Raw genomic sequence first — 22,480 nt, 5'->3', positions numbered from 1 at the left:
ATTACTATGGGGAGCAGTTATGAATATTAATGGACTAATATTATGCTTTCCTTCAAGAAAACATTAATCTGCGCCTGTTTATTGGCGTCATTTAACTGTCTGGCTGCCGGGATGGTGCCCGACACGTCGCTGCTGCTGATTAATGAAGAAGAGCAAGGCGGCAGTATGGATGTTAAAAACACCGATGCTGATGCCCAGCTCTTGTATACCAAAATCGTCAATCTTCCAGACGATCCTCAGCCTGGCCTGATTGTCACGCAACCCGTTACGCGTGTTGATGCCGGTAAGACGCAACGTGTGCGATTCGTTCTTAAAAATAGCGCGGAGCCGTTAAAAGTTGAGCATTTGAAGCGCGTTATTTTTACGACCATCCCGCAACGGGATAAAAACAAAGTTAAAGTGGTCTTTAGCCAAAACCTTCCCGTCATTATTCATCCTTCGGGTTTAGACGTGAATATGGAGCCGTGGAAAGATCTCCAGTGGCATATGCGCGGCGGAAAACTCAGCGTGGAAAATAAAACGCCTTATGTTATCCGTCTGGAGCAGAAATTAAAATTATTGCCATCAGGCGCGCACGCTGATTTACCAAAGGCTTATATTCTGCCGGGTGAAACAATAAGTGCCCATGCCTCGACCACATTATCCGCACTGGATAAAAATATCGAAATGTATCCTGCTACGCGCTATGGCTATAAGGCGAAGAGTTTTGTCGCAGAAATAAAATAATTAATCTCAGTTTATTGTAAAACACATGGAGTGGTTATGATTCGCGGTTCCGCTAAAAAAGGAATTATTGTGTTTTGTCTGACGGCAATCGCTTTCAGTATACGAGCGGAAATAATGCCGACCTCTACTGGAACGATGGAGTTGGCGAGAGCGGTATTTGATACTGATGCATTAGAATCTAATGGTCTCGATCCTGTGATTGCTGATTATTATTCCTTAGCGTCCCGGTTCACTCCTGGTGTCCATAATGTGACCGTTATTATTAATGGCAAGAAACACAGTGTCATGTCGGTTAAGTTTAATGAGGAAGGGCAACCCTGTATTGATAAAGCATTTCTGGAAAGCGCAGGACTCATCACGAAAATAAAAAGAGAAACCTGCCCGCTGATCCATCAATACTGGTCTACGGCAACCGTTAGCGCTACGCCTGAAACAGAAGAAATGTCGCTGGTTGTTCCGCAGGAAGCGATTGATCCAGATAATAACCGACAGGTCGCGGACGTTCGCGGTGGTCATGCCGCAATGCTGAATTACTCCATGTTTGGCACGCATTATAAATATGACGGCGATAATTCAGACCGCTTTCAGTCAACGTTTGAACTTGGTTTTAATGCGGGTGACTGGATTGTGCGCAGCACGCAATTCGTCAGCGACGGCAGCGACCAGGAATTAGAGACCGACTCGTATTATACCTACGCGCAACGCACTTTCGCCGACTATGGCGTGATGGTGCAGGGCGGGCAAATCAACATTGCCAACAGCCGCTTTAGTATTCCATCGGTCTACGGTGTGCAAGTCATGCCGGATAATACCCTGTTACCGAACGAGGGGAGCGGCGTCGAGGTGACGGGGATCGCCAGATATTCTCAGGCGCGCGTGGATATTCGCCAGGGTGGGCAGATCATCTATTCAACGCTTGTTCCCGCTGGCCCCTTTACCTTAACCGATGTGCCCATTGCTAACCTCAACACCGACCTGAATATCACGGTGACGGAGACCGATGGAAGCGAAAGCCATTTTACCGTATCGGCGAGCACGTTTCGTAGCAACCATGTCGGCAGGGCGCCGGGCTTTTCTCTGGCCGTGGGGCGTGCGGAAGATATGGACACGAATTTTGAGCAACCCTGGATTGTGTCGGCGTCCGATGGCTGGTCAGTGAATAATCGCATGAATCTCATGGCCGGAATGGTGATGGCGGATAACCACTATTACGGTTTCTCTGCCAATGTGGATACCGTTCCCGTACAGAATTTATATGCCTCGCTCGGGTTTCTTGGGTCGATCGATAACCGTAGCCAGACTGATGGGCACAAAACCACGCTGGATCTTGGGTATTCCTTGCCCTGGGGGATGGGGATTTCGCTGGGCGGCAGCTACGGCACGGCGGACTATCGCGAAATGCAGGAACTGTATAGCGACGACGATGATTACTCCCCAACGAAATACGATACGAACGTCGCGGTCAGTTGGTCGGATACGCTTCTGGGGCGTTTTTCGCTCGGCTACTACCGTAATGAGGCCTGGGACAGCGACTATAATAGCCGCCGCATTATCTCTTCCTGGTCGCAAACCTATAAATATTTCAGCGTCAGCGTGAACTGGGAATCGGATATCAGTCGTGGGGATGAGAGCGATCACGATATGTTCTACGTGAACGTTTCTGTTCCGTTAGGCCGTACCGGTGTTTCAACGAACTCGTGGTATCGCGAGAGTGAAGGAAGAAGCTCTTATGGCACGCGGGCGATGGGGTCGCTGAATGACGACAACCAATACACGGTCGGCGTGTCTCGCGATCAGGACGAAAGTGTTACCGACTGGGATAGCTCGCTCAACAGCAATCTTCACTATACCACGCTGTCCGTGGCGGCTGGCGGCGATAACGACAGCAATACGAACTACTCTGCCGCATTGAGTGGCGGCATTGTGGCGCATGACGATGGCGTGACCTTCTCACCGTATCCGGTCGCGGACACGTATGCCATTACCCAACTGGACAAGCCTGTTGCCGGTATCGAAATTGTGACGTCGCGCGGGCCCGTCTGGACCGATAAATGGGGCCAGGCCGTCGTCCCGTCATTGACGCCGTTCCATGAAAGTACGCTGGAACTCAATACCCAAAGTCTTCCGGGCAATCTTGACGTCAATAATGGCCGGACGGCGATTAAAGCATCGCACGGGGCGGTCGCGAAATGGCAATTCACCACGCTGAGTCAGCGGCGCGTGCTGCTCTCTGTCATGCGTGCAGACGGTACTCCGTTGCCGAAAGGCGTCTCCATTGTCAACGACGCCGGGGAATACATCACTTCCGCGCCAGAGGACGGTTTGATCTTCCTGAATGATATATCAGCAAGCCATCAGCTGTATGCGAAGGTGGACGGTGGACGATGCAAACTGAACTACACCCTGCCGGAAGCCGATCCGCAGAAATTCTACGAGGAGATAAAAGGGAAATGTCTCTAATGAAACAGGGAGCTGGCTCCATGAAACACCTTAGCGTTTTTATGCCTGTATTACTGGCGGGTTTCTTGTGTGGGAATGTGCCATCCGCGCTGGCGGAAGAAGGCGACTGTCAGATTTTATCTTCGACAAAACAGGTCGACTATGGGCGGTTCCGCAGGGAGGATATGAGGGAGGGGAGCACCGAATACGCCGGGAATATGTATCACGGTTATGCCTCCGTCACCCGGGAGTTACAGGTCTCCGTCATCTGTACTGATGAACATAAAATTCGGCTCTTTGTGGATGGCCCCGCCCGGCAGGGGCAGGCCTGGCGGTTTTCTGACAACGGCGCGATGTCGATTAAAATGAAAAATGCCAGAGTCGATAACGCTCCCGTTCAGTTGGCTTCGGTTCCCCGGGGCGCGGCGCAGGTATCGGGCGGCGCTGCGGAAATGACGCTGTTGCCGGATATGTCCGCTGCTGCGGTAAACGGCCAGGAAGTGGCAGGAAAACAGTGGGTTGCAACACTGATGATCACCACTTATCTTGCCGATAAAGCTTTCCAGACCAGCAATACGCAGGATCTGGAAGAAACCTACACCGTGTCGTTTGACGCTCTCGCGGCTAACTAGCGTTCTCATCCTGCCGACCGGGGCGGTTTTGCCCCGGTTTTGACCTCACAAAAATAATGGAGGACAATAACCGCAGTTAAATGCGCAAAGGCGCTCTCATCCTGCCTGAACGCAATCTCTCTTATCGTGAGTCCATACCAGGAAGCTGCTTTGTCTGACCATCAAAATTCATCCCCGGAGGGCGCTGTTTCTCATGCCGTCTGGACGCGCGGGTGCCTGACGCAATCAAAACCGGATATGCTGGCGACGGAAGTTCCTGTCGCGCTGGTCTATAACGGCATTTCCCATGTGGTGATGATGACCACGCCGAAAGATCTGGAGCAATTCGCGATCGGTTTTTCACTGTCGGAAGGCATTATTGAATGTCCGCAGGATATTTATGGCATGGACGTCGTTCCTTCCTGCAACGGCCTTGAAGTGCAGATTGAGCTTTCCAGCCGCCGTTTTATGGGGCTGAAAGAACGTCGTCGCGCCCTGGCCGGGCGTACCGGCTGCGGCGTTTGCGGCGTGGAGCAGCTGAATGACATCGGCAAACCCATTACGCCGCTCCCGTTTACCCAAACCTTTAGCCTGGCGAATCTTGATCGCGCGCTGAAGCATCTGTCTGATTTTCAACCGGTTGGTCAGCTTACCGGCTGTACTCATGCGGCGGCGTGGGTGATGCCGTCCGGTGAATTAGCGGGCGGGCATGAAGATGTCGGTCGCCATGTCGCGCTGGATAAACTGCTGGGGCGCCGGGCGACGGAAGGCGAAAGCTGGCAGCAGGGCGCGGTGCTGGTCTCCAGTCGCGCCAGCTATGAAATGGTGCAGAAATCGGCGATGTGCGGCGTTGAAATTCTGTTTGCCGTCTCCGCTGCCACCACGTTAGCGGTTGACGTGGCTGAGCGCTGTAACCTGACGCTGGTGGGTTTTTGCAAGCCGGGCAAGGCGACAATTTATACGCATCCACGGCGTTTGATGACAGGTGGAGTTTTATTCAGTAAATTTGAAAAAGAATAGCAAATCCTTCCGCTTTTAGTTGTTCGAATACCGGCCTATTATTTATCACATCAAGGCACGGTGCCTTACTCAAACAACTAAGTTAAAGGGTTTATATCATGAAAAGCATCAAAACTTTTGTCGCAGTTATCGCTCTCGCTACTTCTTTCGGTTCTTTCGCCGCTCAGTCTGTTACCGCGACGGGCTCTACTCTGGAAAGCGCAGAAGCAAAAATCGCCGCTCAGGCTCAGCAGGCTGGCGCCAGTGATTACAAAATCACTTCCGCATACTCCGGTAACCGCGTGCATATGACCGCTGAACTTCTGAAATAAGTGATTCAAAACTGTCGAAAGAGCGCCTTCAGGGCGCTTTTTTCGTTTCTGCGTTTACTGTTTTACTATTCCGATAAATGCCTCATATTTAGTGCATACCCGCCAGCCTTAGCAGTGCTGTCACCACCGCCGCAGCGATAATCACCACAATCAGCGGCATTTTGCGCCACGCCAGGAAAACAGCGAACGCGACGCCCAGTACCCGCGCCATTCCGGCAAAATGTTCGCCTTCATAAAACGTGGTTGCCAGCGCCACTGAAAACAGCAATACCGTTGCCGCATCCGACAATAGCGCCTGAGAACGTTCGGAGAGCGCCAGCCGGTTGCCGAGCTTTGCTCCGCCAAGACGCATCAGATAGGTGCCTGCCGATAACACAGCAATACCGACGATAAACAGCGTCATGTTGCCCATTATTTTTTCCTCGTCAGTAAGCCAAGCAGAGAGAGCAGTACCGGCAACCCGACCGGTGCGAAGGGGACAGCGGCAAGCGACAGCCCGGCGCCGCTACAGGCGCGGATCAGCGTGGTGCGATTCCTGAACGCCGGGATCACTAACGCCAATAAAATGGCGGGAAATACCGCATCCAGACCGATGGTTTCCGGTGCCGGGAGCAGTTTGCCGACCATCGCGCCAAGCAGTGCGCCCAGCGGCCAAAAAATTGCGACGCCCGCGCCGCACAGCCAGTAGGCGGCTTTGCGCTGTTGCCGTGTTTTTTGCGACAGACCAAAGACGACGCTTTCATCATTCATGATATGGCAGCCCAGAAAGCTGGCGGCGCGGGTGCCTACCAGTTCACGTACCGTTACGCCGAATGGAATATGGCGGGCATTCACCAGCAAACCGGCAGCGGCGGCGGCCAGTGGGTTCCCGCCGCTGGCGACAATGCCGATAAACATAAATTCGGACGCCCCCGCCAGGACAAAAATGGAGAGTACAAACGGCACCCAAATCGGGAAGCCGTAGGCCATCGCCAGCGATCCGTAGGACATCCCGACGACGCCAACGGCCAGACACACTAAAAATATCGCTTTTATCGTGTCTCCGCTGAGACATGAGAGGTGATGTTTCATACTATTTTAGCCATATCGAACGAATTTCCATTATAATGAACGCAACAGAATTGATTTACAAGTCGAACGATTCGTTCGATATAAAGAACGCGGAGTCGTGAATGACACAGCCCATTAGCGTGATCGCGAAAAGCCTGGTGCGCGAACGTCAGCGTACCGGCCTGTCGCTGGCGGAAATCGCCCGGCGTGCGGGGATTGCGAAATCTACCCTGTCGCAACTGGAAGCGGGCAATGGAAATCCTAGCCTGGAAACGCTCTGGGCGCTTTGCGTGGCCCTGGATATTCCCTTTGCACGTCTGCTGGAGCCGCAGGCGCAAAAAACGCAGGTGATTCGTCGCGGAGAAGGGACAAAAGTGGTGGCGGAACAGGCCCACTATCAGGCTATTTTACTGGCTGCCTGTCCGCCAGGGGCGCGGCGCGATATCTACCTGCTGCTGACGCAGCCGGGGGCGGATCGTATTTCACATCCACATCCGCCGGGATCGGTGGAGCATATTATTGTGACGCAGGGGAAAGCGCTTGTCGGGCTGACAGAGGCGCCGGAAGAGTTAGGCGAGGGCGATTATATTTGTTATCCCGCCGATCAGGAGCACATTTTTAAAGCGCTGGAAGCGGATACGCAGGCGATCCTGGTGGCCGAGCAAAATTAATTCCGCGCGATGAGGTTTATGACGCCGGATGGCACTGGCGCTTATCCGGCCTACAATTTTGTGCCGTTTGCTACCTGTAGGCCGGATAAGACGCGTTAGCGTCGCCATCCGGCGTTGAGTCATCCGGTTTCAGACAGCCTACGCCAGGTAAAACACTTCTTTTAACTCTGCGCTCACCGGGCTGTTATCCGGGTTGGCAGGCATCACGTCGCGCATATGCTTCCACCAACGCTGGCACACGTCGGTACTGGCGATGGCATTCCAGCGCTCTTCCGATTCAATCTCGACGGTCGCGAACAACAGGTTGCGTTCTTTATCGAGGTAAATCGCATAGTGATGCGCGCCATGCGCTTTCAATACGCTTTCCAGCTCCGGCCAGATGGGATTATGGCGACGCTGATACTCCTCGTGTGCGTCGGCATTCACCTGCATCACAAACGCTTTGCGGATCATAGCGCCTCCAGATACAACTCGCGGACGTCATCGCGGCTGGCGGTGCGTGGATTGCACGGCGCACACGGATCTGCCAGCGCTTTGTCCAGCCAGCCTTCAATATCGTCTTTCGTGACGCCCAGTGTGCTGAAACCTTCAGGAATGCCGACGCGTTTGCTCAATGCGCGGATTGCATTGATCGCTTCCATACTCGCCGCCTCAATGCTCATACCTTGAGTATCGACGCCCATCGCCTGGGCGACGCGGGCAAAACGCGTGACCGCGTTCGGGCGGTTAAAGTTCTCAATGATCGGCAGCAGGATGGCGTTACAGACGCCGTGCGGCAGGTTGTGTGTGGCGCCCGGCTGATGCGCCAGCGCGTGTACCAGACCAAGGCCAGCGCTGTTGAACGCCATACCCGCCAGATACTGGCCAAACGCCATCTGCTCACGCGCTTCGAGGTTGTGGCCGTCATCAACCGCTTTCGGCAACCATAGGTTAATCAGCCGAATGGCTTCCAGCGCATTGGCGTCGGTAAGCGGATGCGCGCCAACCGAGACATAGGCCTCAATGGCGTGGGTCAGCGCATCCATGCCGGTGGCGGCAGTGACGGATGGCGGGATGTCCAGCATAACGCTGGCGTCGTCCACCGCGATATCAGGGATGATATTCGGGTCGATGATGACCTCTTTGACCTGGCGCGCGGAGTCGATAATGACGGCATTGCTGGTCATTTCCGCTGCCGTACCGGCGGTGGTATTAATCGCCACCAGCGGAACGCCCGCGTTTTTGACTTTGCCGACGCCAGAATAGGCGGTAGAGGGGCCAGGGTTCGCCGTCAGAATTTTGACCGCTTTGGCGGTATCGATCGGGCTGCCGCCGCCGAAGGCGATGATGTAATCACACTGCGCGTCCTGATATGCCGCATACCCTTTTTGCACCAGTTCTTCAGTGGGGTTCGGGAAAACCTCGTCGAAAAGGTGGTATGACATCTGATGCGCGTCAAGCGCGGCAAACAGGCTGTCCAGCAGGCCCAGTTTTACCAGTTGCCCGTCAGTGACGACCAGCGCTTTACCCCATTGCTTATTCGCGACGAGGTTAACCATATCGCCGATTGCGCCTGCGCCATGCAGGCTAATTTTGGGAAGTGCCAACATGAAGCTCATGAATATTCTCCTTAAGATTGACGCGTTACCCTATTGCCCGATGACGCTGCGCTTATCGGGCCTACGGCATAGGCCGGATAAGGCGAAGCCGCCATCCGGCATTGGATTGCGGGAAGAATCAGTACAACGCTAATGCGCTGGCAAGCGGAGTCACGCCAAAGCGTTTGCCAAGCGCTACCAGTTCTTCACGCGTGATGGTTTGCTTCATACCGCCCATTGAATAGATTTTGACCAGCACCTCCGCAGACTTCTCGGCGGTATCGATCAGGCCGAATGTTTCATCCAGCGTCGGGCCGCTGCCGAACACGCCGTGGAAGGGCCACAGCACCAGCGAATGCTTCTGCATTTCCTGCGCGGTGGCCTGACCGATCTCATCGGTGCCCGGCACCATCCACGGCAGAATGCCGACGCCGTCCGGGAACACCACCAGGCACTCGGTGCTGCCTTCCCACAGTTTGCGGGTGAAAAGCGGCGTGTTGTTTTCCAGCACGTAGGTCAGCGCGATCAGGTTGGTGGCGTGGCAATGCATAATCACGCGGTCTTTGCCATCGGTGGCGTTAATGCGCTCGCAGTGGGAGAGGAAGTGAGCCGGCAGCTCGGAGGTTGGAACCGCCTCATGATTCAGCCCCCACAGAATGTGGTAGCCCGCGCCGTCGCTGTCCACTTTCACCACGCCTAAATTCGCTGCCGGATCGAGCTGTACGTTGCGGAAGAATTTGCCGGAGCCAGTGACGATAAACGGCGTGTTCGCCAGCAGCGGCATTGGCTGACTCAGCGCGATATAGCGCGGCTCCTGGTGGAAATCATCGGTAAACGGCGCGATATCCGCCTCATCCAGACGCAGCGTCAGGTTGCCGCCGTTGCGTTCGTCCCAGCCCTTCAGCCAGGCGTCGGAGGTGGCTTTGATCATTCCCTGGACAAACCAGGAGTGGGTAATGTTCTGCATGTTCGGTGTTCCCATTTATTGCCCGAACGTTATCGGGTCTTACGTAGGCCGGATAAGCGCAGCGCCATCCGGCAATCGTGTTTCATTTATTGCCGGATGGCGACGCGGAACGTCTTATCCGGCCTACAAGTCAGGCGTCGCGGTTAGCTACGTTTGCTCAGAATCTCTTTTTCATAGGCACGGACGCTTTCCAGCCACTGGCTGCCGGCTGGCGTGTCGTGACGCTGGCAATACATTTCCCAGACGGCTTGCCACGGCAGGGATTTCTGCTCTTCCAGCAGCGCCAGGCGGGCGGTGTAATCGCCGCTGGCTTCTAACTGACGCAGCTGCCCGGTTGGTTCCAGCAGCGCGCGCAGCAGCGCTTTCTTCATATTGCGCGTGCCGATAACCCACGCGGCGATACGGTTGATGGAGGCATCGAAGAAATCGAGGCCGATATGCACGCGGTCAAACAGGTTATGACGCACGATTTCGCTGGCAATTGCCTGGGTTTCATCATCCAGTAGCACGACGTGGTCGCTGTCCCAGCGTACCGGGCGGCTGACGTGCAGCAGTAGGCGCGGCACATACAGCATGGCGGCGGAAATCTTGTCGGAAATCACTTCGGTCGGATGGAAGTGGCCCGCGTCGAGGCACAGCGCGGTCTGGCGGCTGGTGGCGTAGCCCATGTAGAACTCGTTGGAGCCGACGGTATAGCTTTCCGCGCCAATACCGAACAGTTTGCTTTCCACGGCGTCGATGTGATGCGCTGGATTCAGTTTTTCGCTGATCACCTCGTCCAGCGCCTCCAGCAGGCGTTGGCGCGGCGCTAAGCGGTCAACGGTGATGTCTTTCATGCCATCCGGGACCCAGATGTTCATCACCGACGGCGTGCCCAGTTGCTCACCGAAGTACGCGGATACGCGGCGGCTGGCCTTGCAGTGGTCAATCCAGAACTGGCGAATGTTGTCGTCCGCGTGCGCCAGGGTAAAGCCGTCAGCGCTCAGTGGGTGAGAAAAGCAGGAGGGGTTGAAGTCCAGCCCTAACTGGTTCGCTTTTGCCCATTCCACCCAGTTTTTGAAGTGCTCCGGCTTGATCTGGTCGCGGGACACCGGCGTGTCAGACTCCAGATAGATTGCGTGTAAGTTCAGGCGTTTTGGCCCCGGGATCAGGCTTAGCGCCTGTTCCAGGTCGGCGCGCAGCTCGCTGGCGCTGCGCGCTTTACCGGGATAGTTACCGGTGGCCTGAATACCGCCGGTGAGCGATCCTTCCGGGTTTTCGAATCCGGCGACGTCGTCGCCCTGCCAGCAGTGCATTGATACCGGCAGACGATCGAGCTGGCGTAACGCCTCCTCGACATCAATACCTACCGCAGCAAAACGTTGTTTCGCCAGTTCCCAGGCTTGTTCAAGTTGAGTGGTCATGCGCAAAGCTCCTTTGTCTGTCGTTTTGATTGAAACTGCGCAACGTGGCGGGCAATTTCACTGTCAGGATTTGGGGTAAAGGTCGTCAGGTCGTAGTTGGTTCTCACCACCTGACGGAAGTCGTCAACGTTGTTCAGTTCGTCCAGCGTCATGAGCTGGATGCCGATATTGCCGAGGGTGGAAGCCTCAATCGGCCCGGCCATCACGCGAATGCCGCAAGCATCCGCGCACAGCTGGTTCAGCAGGGCGTTCTGGCAACCTCCGCCGACGATGTGCAGCTGGCTAAAGGCTTCACCACGCAGGTTCGCCAGCTCCTGCAACACATCGGCATACAGCAGCGCCAGACTGTCGAAAATGCAGCGTGCCAGTTCGGCGTTACGGGTGGGTTCCGGCTGGCCGGATTCACGGCAGGCCGCCTGAATCTCCGCGCTCATATCGGCGGGGTTGATAAAGCGATCGTCATTCGGGTTTATCAGGAAACGGCAGGCCGGAAGCGACTGGGTCTCGGCGATCAGCGCGGGCAGGTCGGTAATCTGGTGCTCTTTCAGTACGCGCTGAAGCAGCCAAAGCCCCATGATGTTTTTCAGCACCCGGTAGCGGCCTTCTGCGCCGCCTTCATTGGTGATGTTCGCCGCCAGCGCCGCGTCATCGGTGTAAGGCGTTCTGCTCTCGAAGCCCATCAACGACCAGGTGCCGGAAGAGAGATAAGCGCTGTTTTTATCGGCCAGTGGAGAGGCGATCACCGCGCTGGCGGTGTCGTGACTGGCGACGGCGACCACCGGAATCTGATTTTTCTGTGGGCAGATCCAGTAGCCGATCACGTTGCCCGGATGGGTAGGTCTGCCAAACCAGGCTTTGTTGGCGCCGGTCCAGTCCAGCAGGGTATCGTCCCAGTCATCGCTGTTGATATTGACGAGCTGCGTGGTGGTGGCGTTGGTGTATTCCCAGTTCATTTCGCCCGTCAGGCGGAAACTGAAATAGTCGGGGATTAGCAGGGCATGCGCCACCTGCGGGATAAGTTCAGGCTGTTGTTCAACCAGCGCGCGGAGCTGATACAGCGTATTGAACGGCAGAAACTGAATGCCGCTGCGGCGATAGATATCATGCTTACCGAGCTGCGCCAGCGCCTGCTGCATCACCCCCGTGGTACGGTTGTCGCGATAAGATACGGGCAGACCGACGCGCTGGCCGTGCTTGTCGAGCAGCACATAGTCCACGCCCCAGGTATCAATGCCGATGCTGTCAATACGGATACCTTCATCGCAGACTTTCTCCAGTCCAAGGCGAATTTCATTTTCCAGGCTGTCGATATCCCAGGCGTCGAACCCGTCTGTTTTTTGCAAACAGTTCGCGAAACGGTGGATTTCACGCAGCGTCAGGGCGTGTTGTTCACTGTCGTAACGCGCCAGCATTACGCGCCCGCTGGATGCCCCGAGATCGACAGCGACACAATGGCGAAAAGTCATGGTGAAGTCCTTCTGAGTTTCATTGCACTCAGTCTAAGAACCCCCAGGAAGGCGTACCTTCCTGTTACTGACAGGTTAAATTGGCCGCTGGCAAGGAGGCAAAGGTGAACGTGATAGCGTTCACAATTTCCGTTTATCAGCGTGAATTGGCCGGATGTGACGGCGTCCGCATTTCCTGATCTTTCCCGTCCTTTCTTGAAAAAACGACCGGGTTTGCGCGCTTTGGCGTTAAAAATTTAAGGTGAGGGTAGTAACCCTTAATTACTATTTCTGACATGTTTCTCATATCAGGAAGCCATCATGACCGTACTGCATAGCGTGGATTTTTTTCCGTCAGGTAAAGCGCCCGTGGCCATTGAACCCCGGCTTCCTCAGTCCGCTTTTCCTGAACATCATCATGATTTTCATGAGATTGTGATTGTTGAACATGGCACTGGCATTCATGTGTTCAATGGGCAGCCCTACACCATTAGCGGCGGTACGGTCTGCTTTGTTCGCGATCATGACAGACATCTGTATGAACACACCGACAACCTGTGTCTGACGAATGTGCTCTATCGCTCGCCGGACGCGTTTCAGTTTCTGGCGGGGCTGAACCAGCTCTTGCCGCAGGAACAGGATGGGCAGTATCCGTCACACTGGCGCGTGAATCAGAGCGCGTTGCAGCAGGTGCGGCAACTGGTGGCGCAGATGGAAAACGCCGGAGACGAGATGGACACGCCTGCGGTCGCCAACCGTGAAATTCTGTTTATGCAGTTGCTGGTGCTGCTGCGTAAAAGCAGCCTGATGGAAGGGGCGGCCAATAACGATGCGCGGCTGAATCAGTTGCTGGCCTGGCTGGAGGATCATTTTGCTGAAGAGGTGTGTTGGGAATCGATAGCCGACAAGTTTTCGCTCTCGCTGCGCACGCTGCATCGTCAGCTCAAACAACAGACCGGCCTGACGCCGCAGCGCTATCTTAACCGTCTGCGGCTTATCAAGGCTCGCCACCTGCTGCGTCACAGTGATGAAAGCGTCACAGATATCGCGTATCGCTGCGGTTTTGGCGACAGTAACCATTTTTCGACGCTGTTTCGCCGGGAATTTGACTGGTCGCCCAGGGATATTCGTCAGGGGCGGGACGCATTGCTACAGTAACGCGAAAGCTATCACCGTTTTTTGTCGCCAATTTGCTGATAATCGTCCCCTTCAATGCCGGATGGCGACTTCGTCTTATCCGGCCTACGGCGGCGATCTGTAGGCCAGACAAACGTAGCGCCATCCGGCAAGCATTCAACGTGAGGTGCTGCGGTGGCAAATCAGTTAGTCCTTCTGAAAAAAGACTTTTTTGCGAATGACGGCCAGGCTGTCGCGGTTGCCGATCGCTATCCGCAAAATGTGTTCGCGGAACATACACACGAGTTTTGTGAACTGGTGTTGGTCTGGCGCGGCAACGGTTTGCATGTGCTCAACGATCGCCCTTACCGCATCACGCGCGGCGATCTGTTTTATATTCGCGCCGAGGACAGACACTCCTACACCTCCGTTAACGATTTGGTTTTGCAGAATATTATTTACTGCCCGGAGCGGTTGACCCTGAATCTTGGCTGGGAAAGCGCCATTCCGGGCTTTAACGGCAGTGAACGGCGCCCGCACTGGCGGCTGGGCAGCGTGGGGATGAATCAGGCGCGGCAGGTTATCAGCCAGCTTGAACATGAGAGCAATCAGGGCGATCCGCTGGCGAATGAGATGGCGGAACTGCTATTTGGTCAGCTGGTGATGACGCTAAAAAGACACCGCTATGCTACCGATGATCTCCCGACCAGAGCGAGCGAAACGTTGCTGGATAAATTGATTACCGCGCTGGCCGGCAGCCTGGAGCGCCCCTTTGCGTTGGATGCGTTTTGCGACCAGGAGCAGTGCAGCGAGCGGGTGCTGCGACAGCAGTTTCGCTCACAGACCGGGATGACCATCAACCAGTATCTTCGCCAGATCCGCATCTGCCATGCGCAGTATTTGCTTCAGCACAGCCGCCTGATGATCAGTGAGATTTCAATGCAGTGCGGCTTTGAGGACAGTAACTACTTTTCGGTGGTGTTTACGCGGGAAACCGGGATGACGCCCAGCCAGTGGCGTCATCACAGTACGCAAAACGATTAGCTTGCCATTCCCATGCCGACGATGTTGGCGGCAATAATAATGACCACACAACCCAGACTGAGAACGCTGACAGGACGACGACCCGCGTTTTTCCACTCTTTTAGCACCAGACCCACAATCCCACCGCACAGCACGTAGAAGCTCATGTGCAGCATCCAGCTGATGTAGTCATACTGCGGCGGAATGCGAGCGTGGCCCCAGGCGTAGAAAAAGAACTGCAAATACCACATCAGGCCACCCAGCGCGGACAGCAGGATATTGGTGATGATCATCGATTTTGCCAGCGAGAAGTCGGCTTTTATCGACAAGTTTTTCACTTTTGCCAGACGAACGAAACAGAAACCCAGGTTGATCAGCGCGCCGCCGCCCATGATGACCACGTAGCTTGGCAGAGCGACATACAGCGGATCGACGCCGAGCGCGGCAGCGGCTTCATGCATCGGTTTGGCGGCGTTCATCGCAAAGGACATCCCGGCGGAGAAAATACCGCACATCACCGCCAGCAGCAGACCTTTTTTCAGGTTGAACTCCTCGGCGGTGATCCCCATTTTGCGTTCTTTTAACTGCCCGGCGCGGGTGACGATGCCAACGCCGATCAGCGCCACCAGGACGCCCAGCAGCGTCATTCGTCCGCCTTCGGTATTGATCAGCACATCAAAGTTTCCATTGATGATGGGGGTCATCAGGGTGCCGACGATCAGCGTAATACCAATCGCGATGCCGATCCCCATCGACATGCCGAGATAGCGCATGGTCAGGCCGTAGTTAATATTACCGATGCCCCACATTGCGCCGAACAGAAATACGGGCAACAGGGTGGATAGGTTGAAGGAACTGTAATAGGCCCAGAAATCCGGGAGCAGCAGGGCGCTGATGGTCCAGGGCAGGATAAGCCAGGAGACAATCCCACCGATTGACCACATGGTTTCCCAGGACCATTGTTTAACTTGTTTGAACGGGGCATAAAAACAGGCTGCACTGGCCGCACCTATCAAATGCCAAAAGATACCCATCGTAATCGCGTTACTCATGACTTAATCCTCATCGTTTTTATTGCCGGTGTGACCCTCCCGACCTGATGAGTGTAAAAATTGCGCAGTTGATTAACCTTTTGAGGATTGCCGACATTTCTTCCTTCCTGGCAACCAGCACGTTATACGGGTGATTTGGCTCACATATTCAAGAACATAATGAAAAGTTATATCCTTATTAAAACTACGGCATTGATAAGCATTTTCAATATCATTTAATTAACTATAATGAACCAACTGCTTACGCGGCATTAACACTTCAGCCGCTCGACAATAATGGAGATGATTATGAGTTATACACTGCCATCCCTGCCGTACGCTTATGATGCGCTGGAACCGCACTTCGATAAGCAGACGATGGAAATCCACCATACCAAACACCATCAAACTTATGTCAACAACGCTAACGCGGCGCTGGAAAACCTGCCTGAATTCGCGAACCTGCCGGTTGAAGAACTGATCACCAAACTGGATCAGCTTCCGGCGGACAAAAAAACCGTACTGCGCAATAACGCGGGCGGCCACGCTAACCACAGCCTGTTCTGGAAAGGCCTGAAAAAAGGCACCGCTTTGCAGGGCGACCTGAAAGCGGCTATCGAACGTGATTTCGGTTCCGTTGATAACTTCAAAGCGGAGTTTGAAAAAGCGGCGGCAACGCGTTTCGGTTCCGGTTGGGCCTGGCTGGTGTTGCAGGGCGACAAACTGGCGGTTGTCTCTACCGCTAACCAGGACTCCCCGCTGATGGGCGAGGCCATTTCCGGCGTTTCCGGTTTCCCAATCCTGGGTCTGGACGTATGGGAACACGCTTACTACCTGAAATTCCAGAACCGTCGCCCGGACTACATCAAAGAGTTCTGGAACGTGGTGAACTGGGACGAAGCTGCTGCGCGTTTCGCGGCGAAAAAATAAGTCTTTTTGCCTGATGGCGCTGCGCTTATCAGGCCTACGAAGAGGATTTGTCGATTTGTAGGCCGGATAAGGCATTAGCCGCCATCCGGCACAGAGTTACAATTTGTAGGCCGGATAAGGCGTTAGCCGCCATCCGGCATTGAATTCAGCCCCCGCAGGCATAACCTGCGGGGGCTTTCTTTTAGGCGCTTTTGGGCTTGCCTGGTGTGACTTATGTCAAATTAAAAACGTCAATCCATAAAAAATGAAACATAGTTTTGTTATGTGGTTGGGATCACTTTTATTGTTCGAATGAATGTCTATCGTTTCTTCATCAACGCGGGTGTGCCTCAAAGTAAGGCGCATTCGCCCATAAAAATTGCCCGTTTTTATGTCTACAGGTGAAGGAAATGCAGATTAAACGCACGATAGAAAAAGTCCCGGGTGGCATGATGCTCGTTCCGTTGTTCCTCGGCGCGCTATGCCACACCTTCGCGCCCGGCGCAGGGAAATACTTCGGCTCATTCACAAACGGTATGATCACCGGTACGGTGCCGATTCTGGCGGTCTGGTTCTTTTGTATGGGCGCGTCGATCAAACTGAGCGCCACAGGCACCGTACTGCGTAAATCCGGGACGCTGGTGGTGACCAAAATTGCGGTTGCCTGGGTGGTGGCCGCTATTGCGTCACGCGTTATCCCGGAACATGGGGTGGAAGCGGGCTTCTTCGCCGGGCTGTCTACGTTGGCGCTGGTGGCTTCTATGGACATGACCAACGGCGGGCTGTACGCCTCCATCATGCAGCAGTACGGCACCAAAGAAGAGGCCGGGGCATTTGTCCTGATGTCGCTGGAGTCAGGGCCGCTGATGACGATGGTTATTCTGGGAACCGCCGGGATTGCCTCGTTTGAACCGCATGTATTTGTGGGGGCGGTATTGCCGTTCCTGATTGGTTTCGCGCTGGGGAATCTCGACCCGGAACTGCGGGAATTCTTCAGCAAAGCGGTACAGACGCTGATCCCGTTCTTCGCCTTTGCGCTGGGCAACACCATTGATTTGAGCGTGATTGCACAGACGGGCGTACTGGGGATTCTGCTGGGTGTGGCGGTCATTATTATCACCGGCATCCCGTTAATCATCGCTGACAAGTTTATCGGCGGTGGTGACGGTACGGCAGGTATTGCCGCCTCAAGTTCTGCGGGCGCCGCAGTAGCCACGCCCGTGCTGATCGCAGAGATGGTTCCGGCGTTTAAACCGATGGCGCCCGCCGCGACCTCGCTGGTTGCCACATCGGTTATCGTAACTTCGATTCTGGTGCCGATCATTACCTCAGTCTGGTCGCGGAAGGTGAAGGCCAGAGCGGCGGAAATCGATATTCGCGGTACGGTGAAATAAACCCGTTTTGCCGGATGACGGCTTATGCCTCATCCGGCGCTTCCGGTCAGAATTAACGGCCAAACACCTCATCAATTGTGCGGCGCTCGTGCTCGTTCAGTTCTCCTCCCGCATTACGCGACACGCCGGTACAATAGCCGAACTTACGCGATACCACGGTTTTAATCGTGGTTACAAAATCCTCGCCAATCGCGTAAATGGACATAAACGTGCTGATTTTCTCCTGGATATCGCGCAACGTTTGCAAATCACCCTGCTTAAACGCCTCCCGCGCGCTGACAAATAGCTCCGGCATCACGTTGTTTAAGCCGGAAATAATGCCTGCGCCGCCCGCCAGCAGGTTGGGAATGTAATACTCGTCATAGCCGGAGAGCACGGCAAAATCGTCGCGTACCGCGCGGGTGGTCTGAATCATGCTGCGGGTATGGGACTGGCAGTCGACGGTATCTTTAATCCCGGCAAAATTCGGGAATTCGGCGGCAAGGGTCGCCACCAGATCCGGCGTTAAATCGCAGCCGGTGCGTGCCGGGAAATTGTAGGCGAACCATTTGCCGCTCAGGGCGTTGCCAAGCTGGCGGAAGTAGCTCAGAAGCTGCTTCGACGTCTGCCCGTAGTAATACGGTGGCAGAATCATCACCGCATCGTACCCGACGCGGTACGCTTCCTGCGCCATAAGCAGGATGTCGCTGGTGCAGGTGGAGGAGACATTGGCAACCATCTTCAGCGAACTCATCGCGCGGGCCTCGCGGATCAGCATCAGCCGCTCTTCCAGCGTGAAAGACGCAAATTCACCAATGCTGCCCATCAGCAAAATAACATCAATGTTGGCCTCGGTAAGGCGTTTGAGATGCTGGCTCAGGCCGTTAAGATCGACTTTTCCGTCATTGTCCATCGGCGTAATGGAAGGACACCAGACGCCAGCAAACTGCGATTGTACTGTCACGTTGTTGACTCCTTATTATGAAATGGCGTTTCAAAATCACTTTAATTGATAGCACGTCTGCTGGCGCATCATGTGAACCCGGCTCTCATTTTGAGCGGCTGAGACAAAATAAATATGCTCTAATGAGGATTATTTGTCGGGAGAGGGAAGCTGATGCGATATCCGGTCGAGGTGTTTACGGGCAAAATTCAGGACTATGCGGGAAGTCGTCCCAGCGCCATTGCGAAAATCCAGGTTGATGGCGAGCTGATGCTTAGCGATCTGGGCCTTGCCGGTGATGAGCAGGCCGAGACGAAAATTCACGGCGGGCCCGATCGCGCGCTGTGCCATTATCCCCGTGAACACTATCTGCACTGGGCGCGTCAATTCCCGGCGCAGGCGGATCTGTTTGTCGCGCCCGCGTTTGGCGAAAACCTTTCGACCGACGGTCTGACTGAGCAAAATGTTTTTATCGGCGATATTTTTCAGTGGGGAGAGGCGCTGATTCAGGTGACTCAGCCACGTTCGCCGTGCTTTAAGCTCAACTTCCATTTCGGCATTAGCGATATGGCGACGCAAATGCAGAACGCCGGGAAAACCGGCTGGCTGTACAGCGTTATCGCGCCGGGGCAGGTATCGGCGGATGCGCCGCTGATTCTGGCGTCGCGCGTCAGCGATGTGAGCGTACAGGAGGCGATTGCGATAGCCTGGCATATGCCGTTCGACGACGACCAGTATCATCGTTTGCTGTCGGCGGCGGGGTTATCGAAAAGCTGGACCAGAACGATGCAGAAGCGCCGTTTGAGCGGCAAAATTGAAGATCAGTCACGACGTTTACGTGGATGATGTAACGCCCGATGGCGCTGCGCTTATCGGGCCTGCAACGTGCGGTTTCTGTAGGCCGGATAAGGCGCTTACGCCGCCATCCGGCGTAATGCCCGATGGCGCTGCGCTTATCGGGCCTACAACGTGCGGTTTTTCGTAGGCCGGATAAGGCGTTCACGCCGCCATCCGGCGTAATGCCCGATGGCGCTACGCTTATCGAGCCTGCAACGTGCGGTTTCCCGTAGGCCGGATAAGGCGTTCACGCCGCCATCCGGCACCACAGCGAGACTTAAGAACGCTTATACAACGGCAGCCAGATCACCAGCCGTAAGCCGCCCAGCGGGCTGTCTTCGGCTTTCACCCAACCGCGATGCTGCTGGATCGCGGTCTCAACGATGGCCAGCCCCAACCCTGTTCCGCCGGACTCCCGATCGCGCGCTTCATCGGTACGATAAAACGGGCGGAAGATCTGTTCACGGTCTTCAGGGCTAACGCCCGGGCCATCGTCATCAACCGTTATCGTAATGCCGTCTTTATCCACCGCGAAGCCGACTTCAATCTTCGTGTGCGAATAGCGCAGGGCGTTACGGACAATGTTCTCCAGCGCGCTTTCCAGGGTGCTAGGATTGCCGTATAACGGCCACGGCCCCGGCGGGAAGTTCACCGTTAACGATTTGCCCATCTGCTCGGCTTCGAAGGCGGCGTTATCCAGCACGTCTCCCCACAGATGATTGGCTTTCATCGTTTCGCTGACCAGCGCGTTTTTCTGTTGATTACGCGACATCACCAGCAGGTCGTTGATCATGCTGTCCAGCCGCTGCGCTTCGGTCTCGATGCGCTCCAGCTCTTTACTCTCGCCGCTACGACGACGCAGCAGCGCGGTACCCAGTTGCAGACGCGTAAGCGGAGTGCGTAGCTCGTGCGAGATATCCGACAGCAGACGCTGCTGCGTGGTCATCATACGTTCCAGCGCGGTCACCATCTGGTTAAAGCTGGCGCCAGCCGCAAGAAATTCCTGCGGGCCTGCTTCCAGTTCTGGATGTTGTCGCAGATTACCCTGAGCCACTTCGTCCGCCGCGTTTTTCAACTTACGCGCCGGTTTCGCCAGGCTCCAGGCCAGCCAAAGCAACAGAGGCGAACTGACCAGCATGGTGACGATCAGCAACAAGAGCGGGCGGTCAAACAGCAGATTAATAAAATCGGATTGGGAACTGCTGGCCGGTCGAATCAGATAAAGCTGGTAGTTATCTTCCCCGTCTCTGACAGAGAACGGGCCTACCATCTCAACGCGGCCATATTTCTTCTTCTGCGGATGATCGGCGTTATCCGCCTGACCAATAAAGTTACGAATGATCTGCATTTCGCTGCGTTCTGCGCCGATCACGCGTCCTTCAGTGGTCACAAGCAATAACCGCTGTCCTGGCGGCGCCCACTTGTCGATCGCACGGAACAGGCGACGCCACCACATTAAATCGTTGGGTGGATCGTTCGCGAGTTCAGCTTCTACATGTTGCTCAATCATCAACCCCTGGCGCTGTTCGCTGTCCAGTAGCTCGGTCATCTGGCGTGAGTCGAGCTTGGGTAACATCAATACCAACATCAGCACCAGCGCCAGCGTCAACCAGAAGATGGCAAAGATGCGCGCGGTTAAACTGCCTATCATGAAGCGGAAACCATCAAATAACCGCGACCACGCAGGGTTTTAAACCACGGATGCCCGTCTTTACGCTCCGGCAGCTTACGACGCAGGTTGGAGATATGCATGTCGATTGCGCGGTCGAACGGCGTCAGGCGTTTACCCAGCACTTCCTGGCTCAAATGTTCACGCGAAACCACCTGGCCGAGATGCTGCGCCAGCAGATAGAGCAGGGTAAATTCGGTGCCGGTTAACTCCAGGGTTTGACCATCGAAGCTGGCCTCCTGGCGACCCGGATTGAGGCTTAACGCATCCACTTCCAGCGTCGGCGAGCCGTTGTCGTTGTTCTGCTGCTGTTCGCTCCAGTGCGAGCGGCGCAGAATCGCACGGATACGCGCGACCAGTTCACGGTCGTTAAACGGTTTAGGTAAATAATCATCCGCGCCCAGCTCAAGGCCGAGTACGCGATCCAGTTCGCTGCCGCGCGCGGTCAGCATAATGACAGGGGTCTGGTGTGTCTGGCGAAGCGCTTTCAACGTATCAATACCGTTTTTCTTCGGCATCATGACATCGAGCAAAAGTAAATCAATGCTGTCGTCCAGAAGCTCAAGCGCCTGCTCCCCGTCATGGGCAACCAGCACATTGAAGCCTTCCATTTCGAGCAGCTCCTTTAACAGGGAAGTTAGCTCTCGGTCATCATCAACTAACAGGATTTTATTCATTGTTTAAGTACCTCCGAGGCAGAAATTACGTCATCAGGCGTCGCTAATCCATGACTTTACGTTGTTTTACACCCCCTGACGCATGTTTGCAGCCCGAATCGTAAACTGTCTCTCGTTGAATCGCGACAGAAAAGATTTTGGGAGCAAGTGATGCGCAAAGTTACCGCTGCCGTCATGGCCTCAACGCTGGCACTCAGTCCTTTAAGCCACGCTGCTGAAGTCGTTACAGGCGATAACTGGCATCAAGGTGAAGGACTTACGCAGCGCAGTACGCAGAGCCATATGTTCGACGGCATAAGTTTAACCGAACATCAGCGTCAACAGATGCGAGATCTGATGCAGCAGGCAAGACACGAACAGCCTCCTGTTAATGTTAGCGAAATGGAGACAATGCATCGCCTTGTCATCGCAGAAAAATTTGATGAAAACGCTGTGCGCGCTCAGGCAGAAAAAATGGCGCAAGAACAGGTTGCCCGTCAGGTCGAAATGGCCAGGGTTCGCAACCAGATGTATCGCCTGTTAACGCCGGAGCAGCAAGCGGTTTTAAATGAGAAGCATCAACAACGAATGGAGCAACTGCGCGATGTGGCGCAATGGCAAAACGGCTCCTCGTTGAAGTTATTGAGTAGTAGCAACTCACGTTCCCAGTAACAAACCCTGTTTTCCTTGCCATAGACACCAT

At 54.8% G+C, this 22,480-nt stretch carries 23 protein-coding genes; 12 read left to right on the top strand and 11 right to left on the bottom strand.

The genetic code is table 11. The features are described from left to right. The first annotated feature begins 42 nt into the window (after window positions 1–42). The 5 genes from OGV82_RS17105 to OGV82_RS17085 all read left to right on the top strand — a co-directional run bounded on the left by OGV82_RS17105 (window position 43) and on the right by OGV82_RS17085 (window position 5,107). Entirely contained in the window at window positions 43–726 is a 684-nt protein-coding gene (locus OGV82_RS17105) for a fimbria/pilus chaperone family protein (RefSeq protein WP_047459866.1), read from the top strand. Window positions 727–762: 36 nt separating this feature from the next. Next, window positions 763–3,186: a fimbrial biogenesis outer membrane usher protein gene (locus OGV82_RS17100; RefSeq protein WP_047459861.1), complete on the top strand. Its 2,424-nt coding sequence runs from the start codon at window positions 763–765 to the stop codon at window positions 3,184–3,186. Further along, entirely contained in the window at window positions 3,186–3,797 is a 612-nt protein-coding gene (locus OGV82_RS17095; RefSeq protein WP_012133910.1) for a DUF1120 domain-containing protein, read from the top strand. The genes OGV82_RS17100 and OGV82_RS17095 overlap by 1 nt, the downstream gene beginning before the upstream one ends. 216 nt (window positions 3,798–4,013) lie before the next feature. After that, window positions 4,014–4,796 (top strand): formate dehydrogenase accessory sulfurtransferase FdhD, encoded by a 783-nt coding sequence (gene fdhD / locus OGV82_RS17090; protein WP_320337724.1) that lies wholly within the window; start codon window positions 4,014–4,016, stop codon window positions 4,794–4,796. 98 nt (window positions 4,797–4,894) lie between these two features. After that, complete coding sequence (locus OGV82_RS17085) at window positions 4,895–5,107, top strand: YdgH/BhsA/McbA-like domain containing protein (protein WP_012133908.1); 213 nt, start codon at window positions 4,895–4,897, stop codon at window positions 5,105–5,107. Between the two features lie 88 nt (window positions 5,108–5,195). On the opposite strand, the gene OGV82_RS17080 is transcribed toward OGV82_RS17085, so the two are convergent. Together OGV82_RS17080 and OGV82_RS17075 are read right to left on the bottom strand one after the other, a co-directional pair. Further along, window positions 5,196–5,519, bottom strand: a complete 324-nt coding sequence (locus OGV82_RS17080; RefSeq protein ID WP_012133907.1) for an AzlD domain-containing protein — start codon at window positions 5,517–5,519, stop codon at window positions 5,196–5,198. Beyond that, entirely contained in the window at window positions 5,519–6,178 is a 660-nt protein-coding gene (locus tag OGV82_RS17075) for an AzlC family ABC transporter permease (protein WP_047459858.1), read from the bottom strand. Before OGV82_RS17075 ends, OGV82_RS17080 begins: the two co-directional genes overlap by 1 nt. A 101-nt stretch (window positions 6,179–6,279) precedes the next feature. On the opposite strand from OGV82_RS17075, the gene OGV82_RS17070 reads away from it, so the two are divergent. Continuing rightward, window positions 6,280–6,828 carry a helix-turn-helix domain-containing protein gene (locus OGV82_RS17070; RefSeq protein ID WP_012133905.1) on the top strand — a complete coding sequence of 183 codons (549 nt, stop codon included), beginning with the start codon at window positions 6,280–6,282 and terminating at the stop codon, window positions 6,826–6,828. Window positions 6,829–6,966: 138 nt separating this feature from the next. Here OGV82_RS17070 and rhaM read toward each other — a convergent pair whose 3' ends face one another. The 5 genes from rhaM to rhaB form a co-directional block, all read right to left on the bottom strand. Next, on the bottom strand, window positions 6,967–7,281 hold the full coding sequence (gene rhaM, locus OGV82_RS17065; RefSeq protein ID WP_012133904.1) for an L-rhamnose mutarotase: 315 nt from the start codon (window positions 7,279–7,281) through the stop codon (window positions 6,967–6,969). Continuing rightward, window positions 7,278–8,426, bottom strand: coding sequence for a lactaldehyde reductase (fucO, locus tag OGV82_RS17060; RefSeq protein WP_047459853.1), 1,149 nt, complete (start codon window positions 8,424–8,426; stop codon window positions 7,278–7,280). Before fucO ends, rhaM begins: the two co-directional genes overlap by 4 nt. A 118-nt stretch (window positions 8,427–8,544) precedes the next feature. Then, on the bottom strand, window positions 8,545–9,372 hold the full coding sequence (gene rhaD, locus OGV82_RS17055; RefSeq protein WP_012133901.1) for a rhamnulose-1-phosphate aldolase: 828 nt from the start codon (window positions 9,370–9,372) through the stop codon (window positions 8,545–8,547). Between the two features lie 143 nt (window positions 9,373–9,515). Then, window positions 9,516–10,775, bottom strand: a complete 1,260-nt coding sequence (gene rhaA, locus OGV82_RS17050; protein WP_012133900.1) for an L-rhamnose isomerase — start codon at window positions 10,773–10,775, stop codon at window positions 9,516–9,518. Further along, entirely contained in the window at window positions 10,772–12,241 is a 1,470-nt protein-coding gene (gene rhaB / locus OGV82_RS17045) for a rhamnulokinase (protein WP_047459849.1), read from the bottom strand. The genes rhaA and rhaB overlap by 4 nt, the downstream gene beginning before the upstream one ends. 300 nt (window positions 12,242–12,541) lie before the next feature. Between rhaB and rhaS the strand changes: the two genes are divergently transcribed. Continuing rightward, window positions 12,542–13,378, top strand: coding sequence for an HTH-type transcriptional activator RhaS (rhaS, locus tag OGV82_RS17040; RefSeq protein WP_012133897.1), 837 nt, complete (start codon window positions 12,542–12,544; stop codon window positions 13,376–13,378). A 153-nt stretch (window positions 13,379–13,531) separates the two neighbouring features. Next, window positions 13,532–14,380 carry an HTH-type transcriptional activator RhaR gene (gene rhaR, locus OGV82_RS17035; protein WP_047459845.1) on the top strand — a complete coding sequence of 283 codons (849 nt, stop codon included), beginning with the start codon at window positions 13,532–13,534 and terminating at the stop codon, window positions 14,378–14,380. Here rhaR and rhaT read toward each other — a convergent pair. Continuing rightward, window positions 14,377–15,411, bottom strand: a complete 1,035-nt coding sequence (gene rhaT, locus OGV82_RS17030) for an L-rhamnose/proton symporter RhaT (protein ID WP_012133892.1) — start codon at window positions 15,409–15,411, stop codon at window positions 14,377–14,379. The genes rhaR and rhaT overlap by 4 nt on opposite strands. 288 nt (window positions 15,412–15,699) lie before the next feature. On the opposite strand from rhaT, the gene sodA reads away from it, so the two are divergent. Together sodA and kdgT are read left to right on the top strand one after the other, a co-directional pair. Continuing rightward, window positions 15,700–16,320: a superoxide dismutase [Mn] gene (gene sodA / locus OGV82_RS17025; protein WP_024130664.1), complete on the top strand. Its 621-nt coding sequence runs from the start codon at window positions 15,700–15,702 to the stop codon at window positions 16,318–16,320. Window positions 16,321–16,709: 389 nt separating this feature from the next. Beyond that, the gene (gene kdgT / locus OGV82_RS17020; RefSeq protein WP_012133890.1) at window positions 16,710–17,693 is read left to right on the top strand and encodes a 2-keto-3-deoxygluconate transporter; all 984 of its coding nucleotides are present in this window, start codon (window positions 16,710–16,712) and stop codon (window positions 17,691–17,693) included. Between the two features lie 52 nt (window positions 17,694–17,745). On the opposite strand, the gene OGV82_RS17015 is transcribed toward kdgT, so the two are convergent. After that, on the bottom strand, window positions 17,746–18,636 hold the full coding sequence (locus OGV82_RS17015) for a dihydrodipicolinate synthase family protein (protein WP_286462744.1): 891 nt from the start codon (window positions 18,634–18,636) through the stop codon (window positions 17,746–17,748). Window positions 18,637–18,789: 153 nt separating this feature from the next. Between OGV82_RS17015 and yiiM the strand changes: the two genes are divergently transcribed. Continuing rightward, window positions 18,790–19,461, top strand: coding sequence for a 6-hydroxyaminopurine reductase (gene yiiM, locus OGV82_RS17010; protein ID WP_047459839.1), 672 nt, complete (start codon window positions 18,790–18,792; stop codon window positions 19,459–19,461). A gap of 268 nt (window positions 19,462–19,729) precedes the next feature. On the opposite strand, the gene cpxA is transcribed toward yiiM, so the two are convergent. Both cpxA and cpxR read right to left on the bottom strand, forming a co-directional pair. Next, entirely contained in the window at window positions 19,730–21,103 is a 1,374-nt protein-coding gene (gene cpxA / locus OGV82_RS17005; protein ID WP_012133887.1) for an envelope stress sensor histidine kinase CpxA, read from the bottom strand. After that, a complete protein-coding gene (cpxR, locus tag OGV82_RS17000) occupies window positions 21,100–21,798 on the bottom strand; it encodes an envelope stress response regulator transcription factor CpxR (RefSeq protein ID WP_012133886.1) in 699 nt (232 codons plus the stop codon). The genes cpxA and cpxR overlap by 4 nt, the downstream gene beginning before the upstream one ends. Before the next feature lie 150 nt (window positions 21,799–21,948). On the opposite strand from cpxR, the gene cpxP reads away from it, so the two are divergent. Continuing rightward, window positions 21,949–22,449 (top strand): cell-envelope stress modulator CpxP, encoded by a 501-nt coding sequence (gene cpxP / locus OGV82_RS16995; protein ID WP_012133885.1) that lies wholly within the window; start codon window positions 21,949–21,951, stop codon window positions 22,447–22,449. The last annotated feature ends 31 nt before the right edge of the window (window positions 22,450–22,480 follow it).

Origin of the sequence: Citrobacter sp. CK191, from assembly GCF_030333435.1 — a bacterium.
Lineage (GTDB): Bacteria > Pseudomonadota > Gammaproteobacteria > Enterobacterales > Enterobacteriaceae > Citrobacter_B > Citrobacter_B koseri.
The sequence above is the reverse complement of the archived record's forward strand: the minus strand, read 5'-3'. Positions and strand labels throughout refer to the sequence as shown.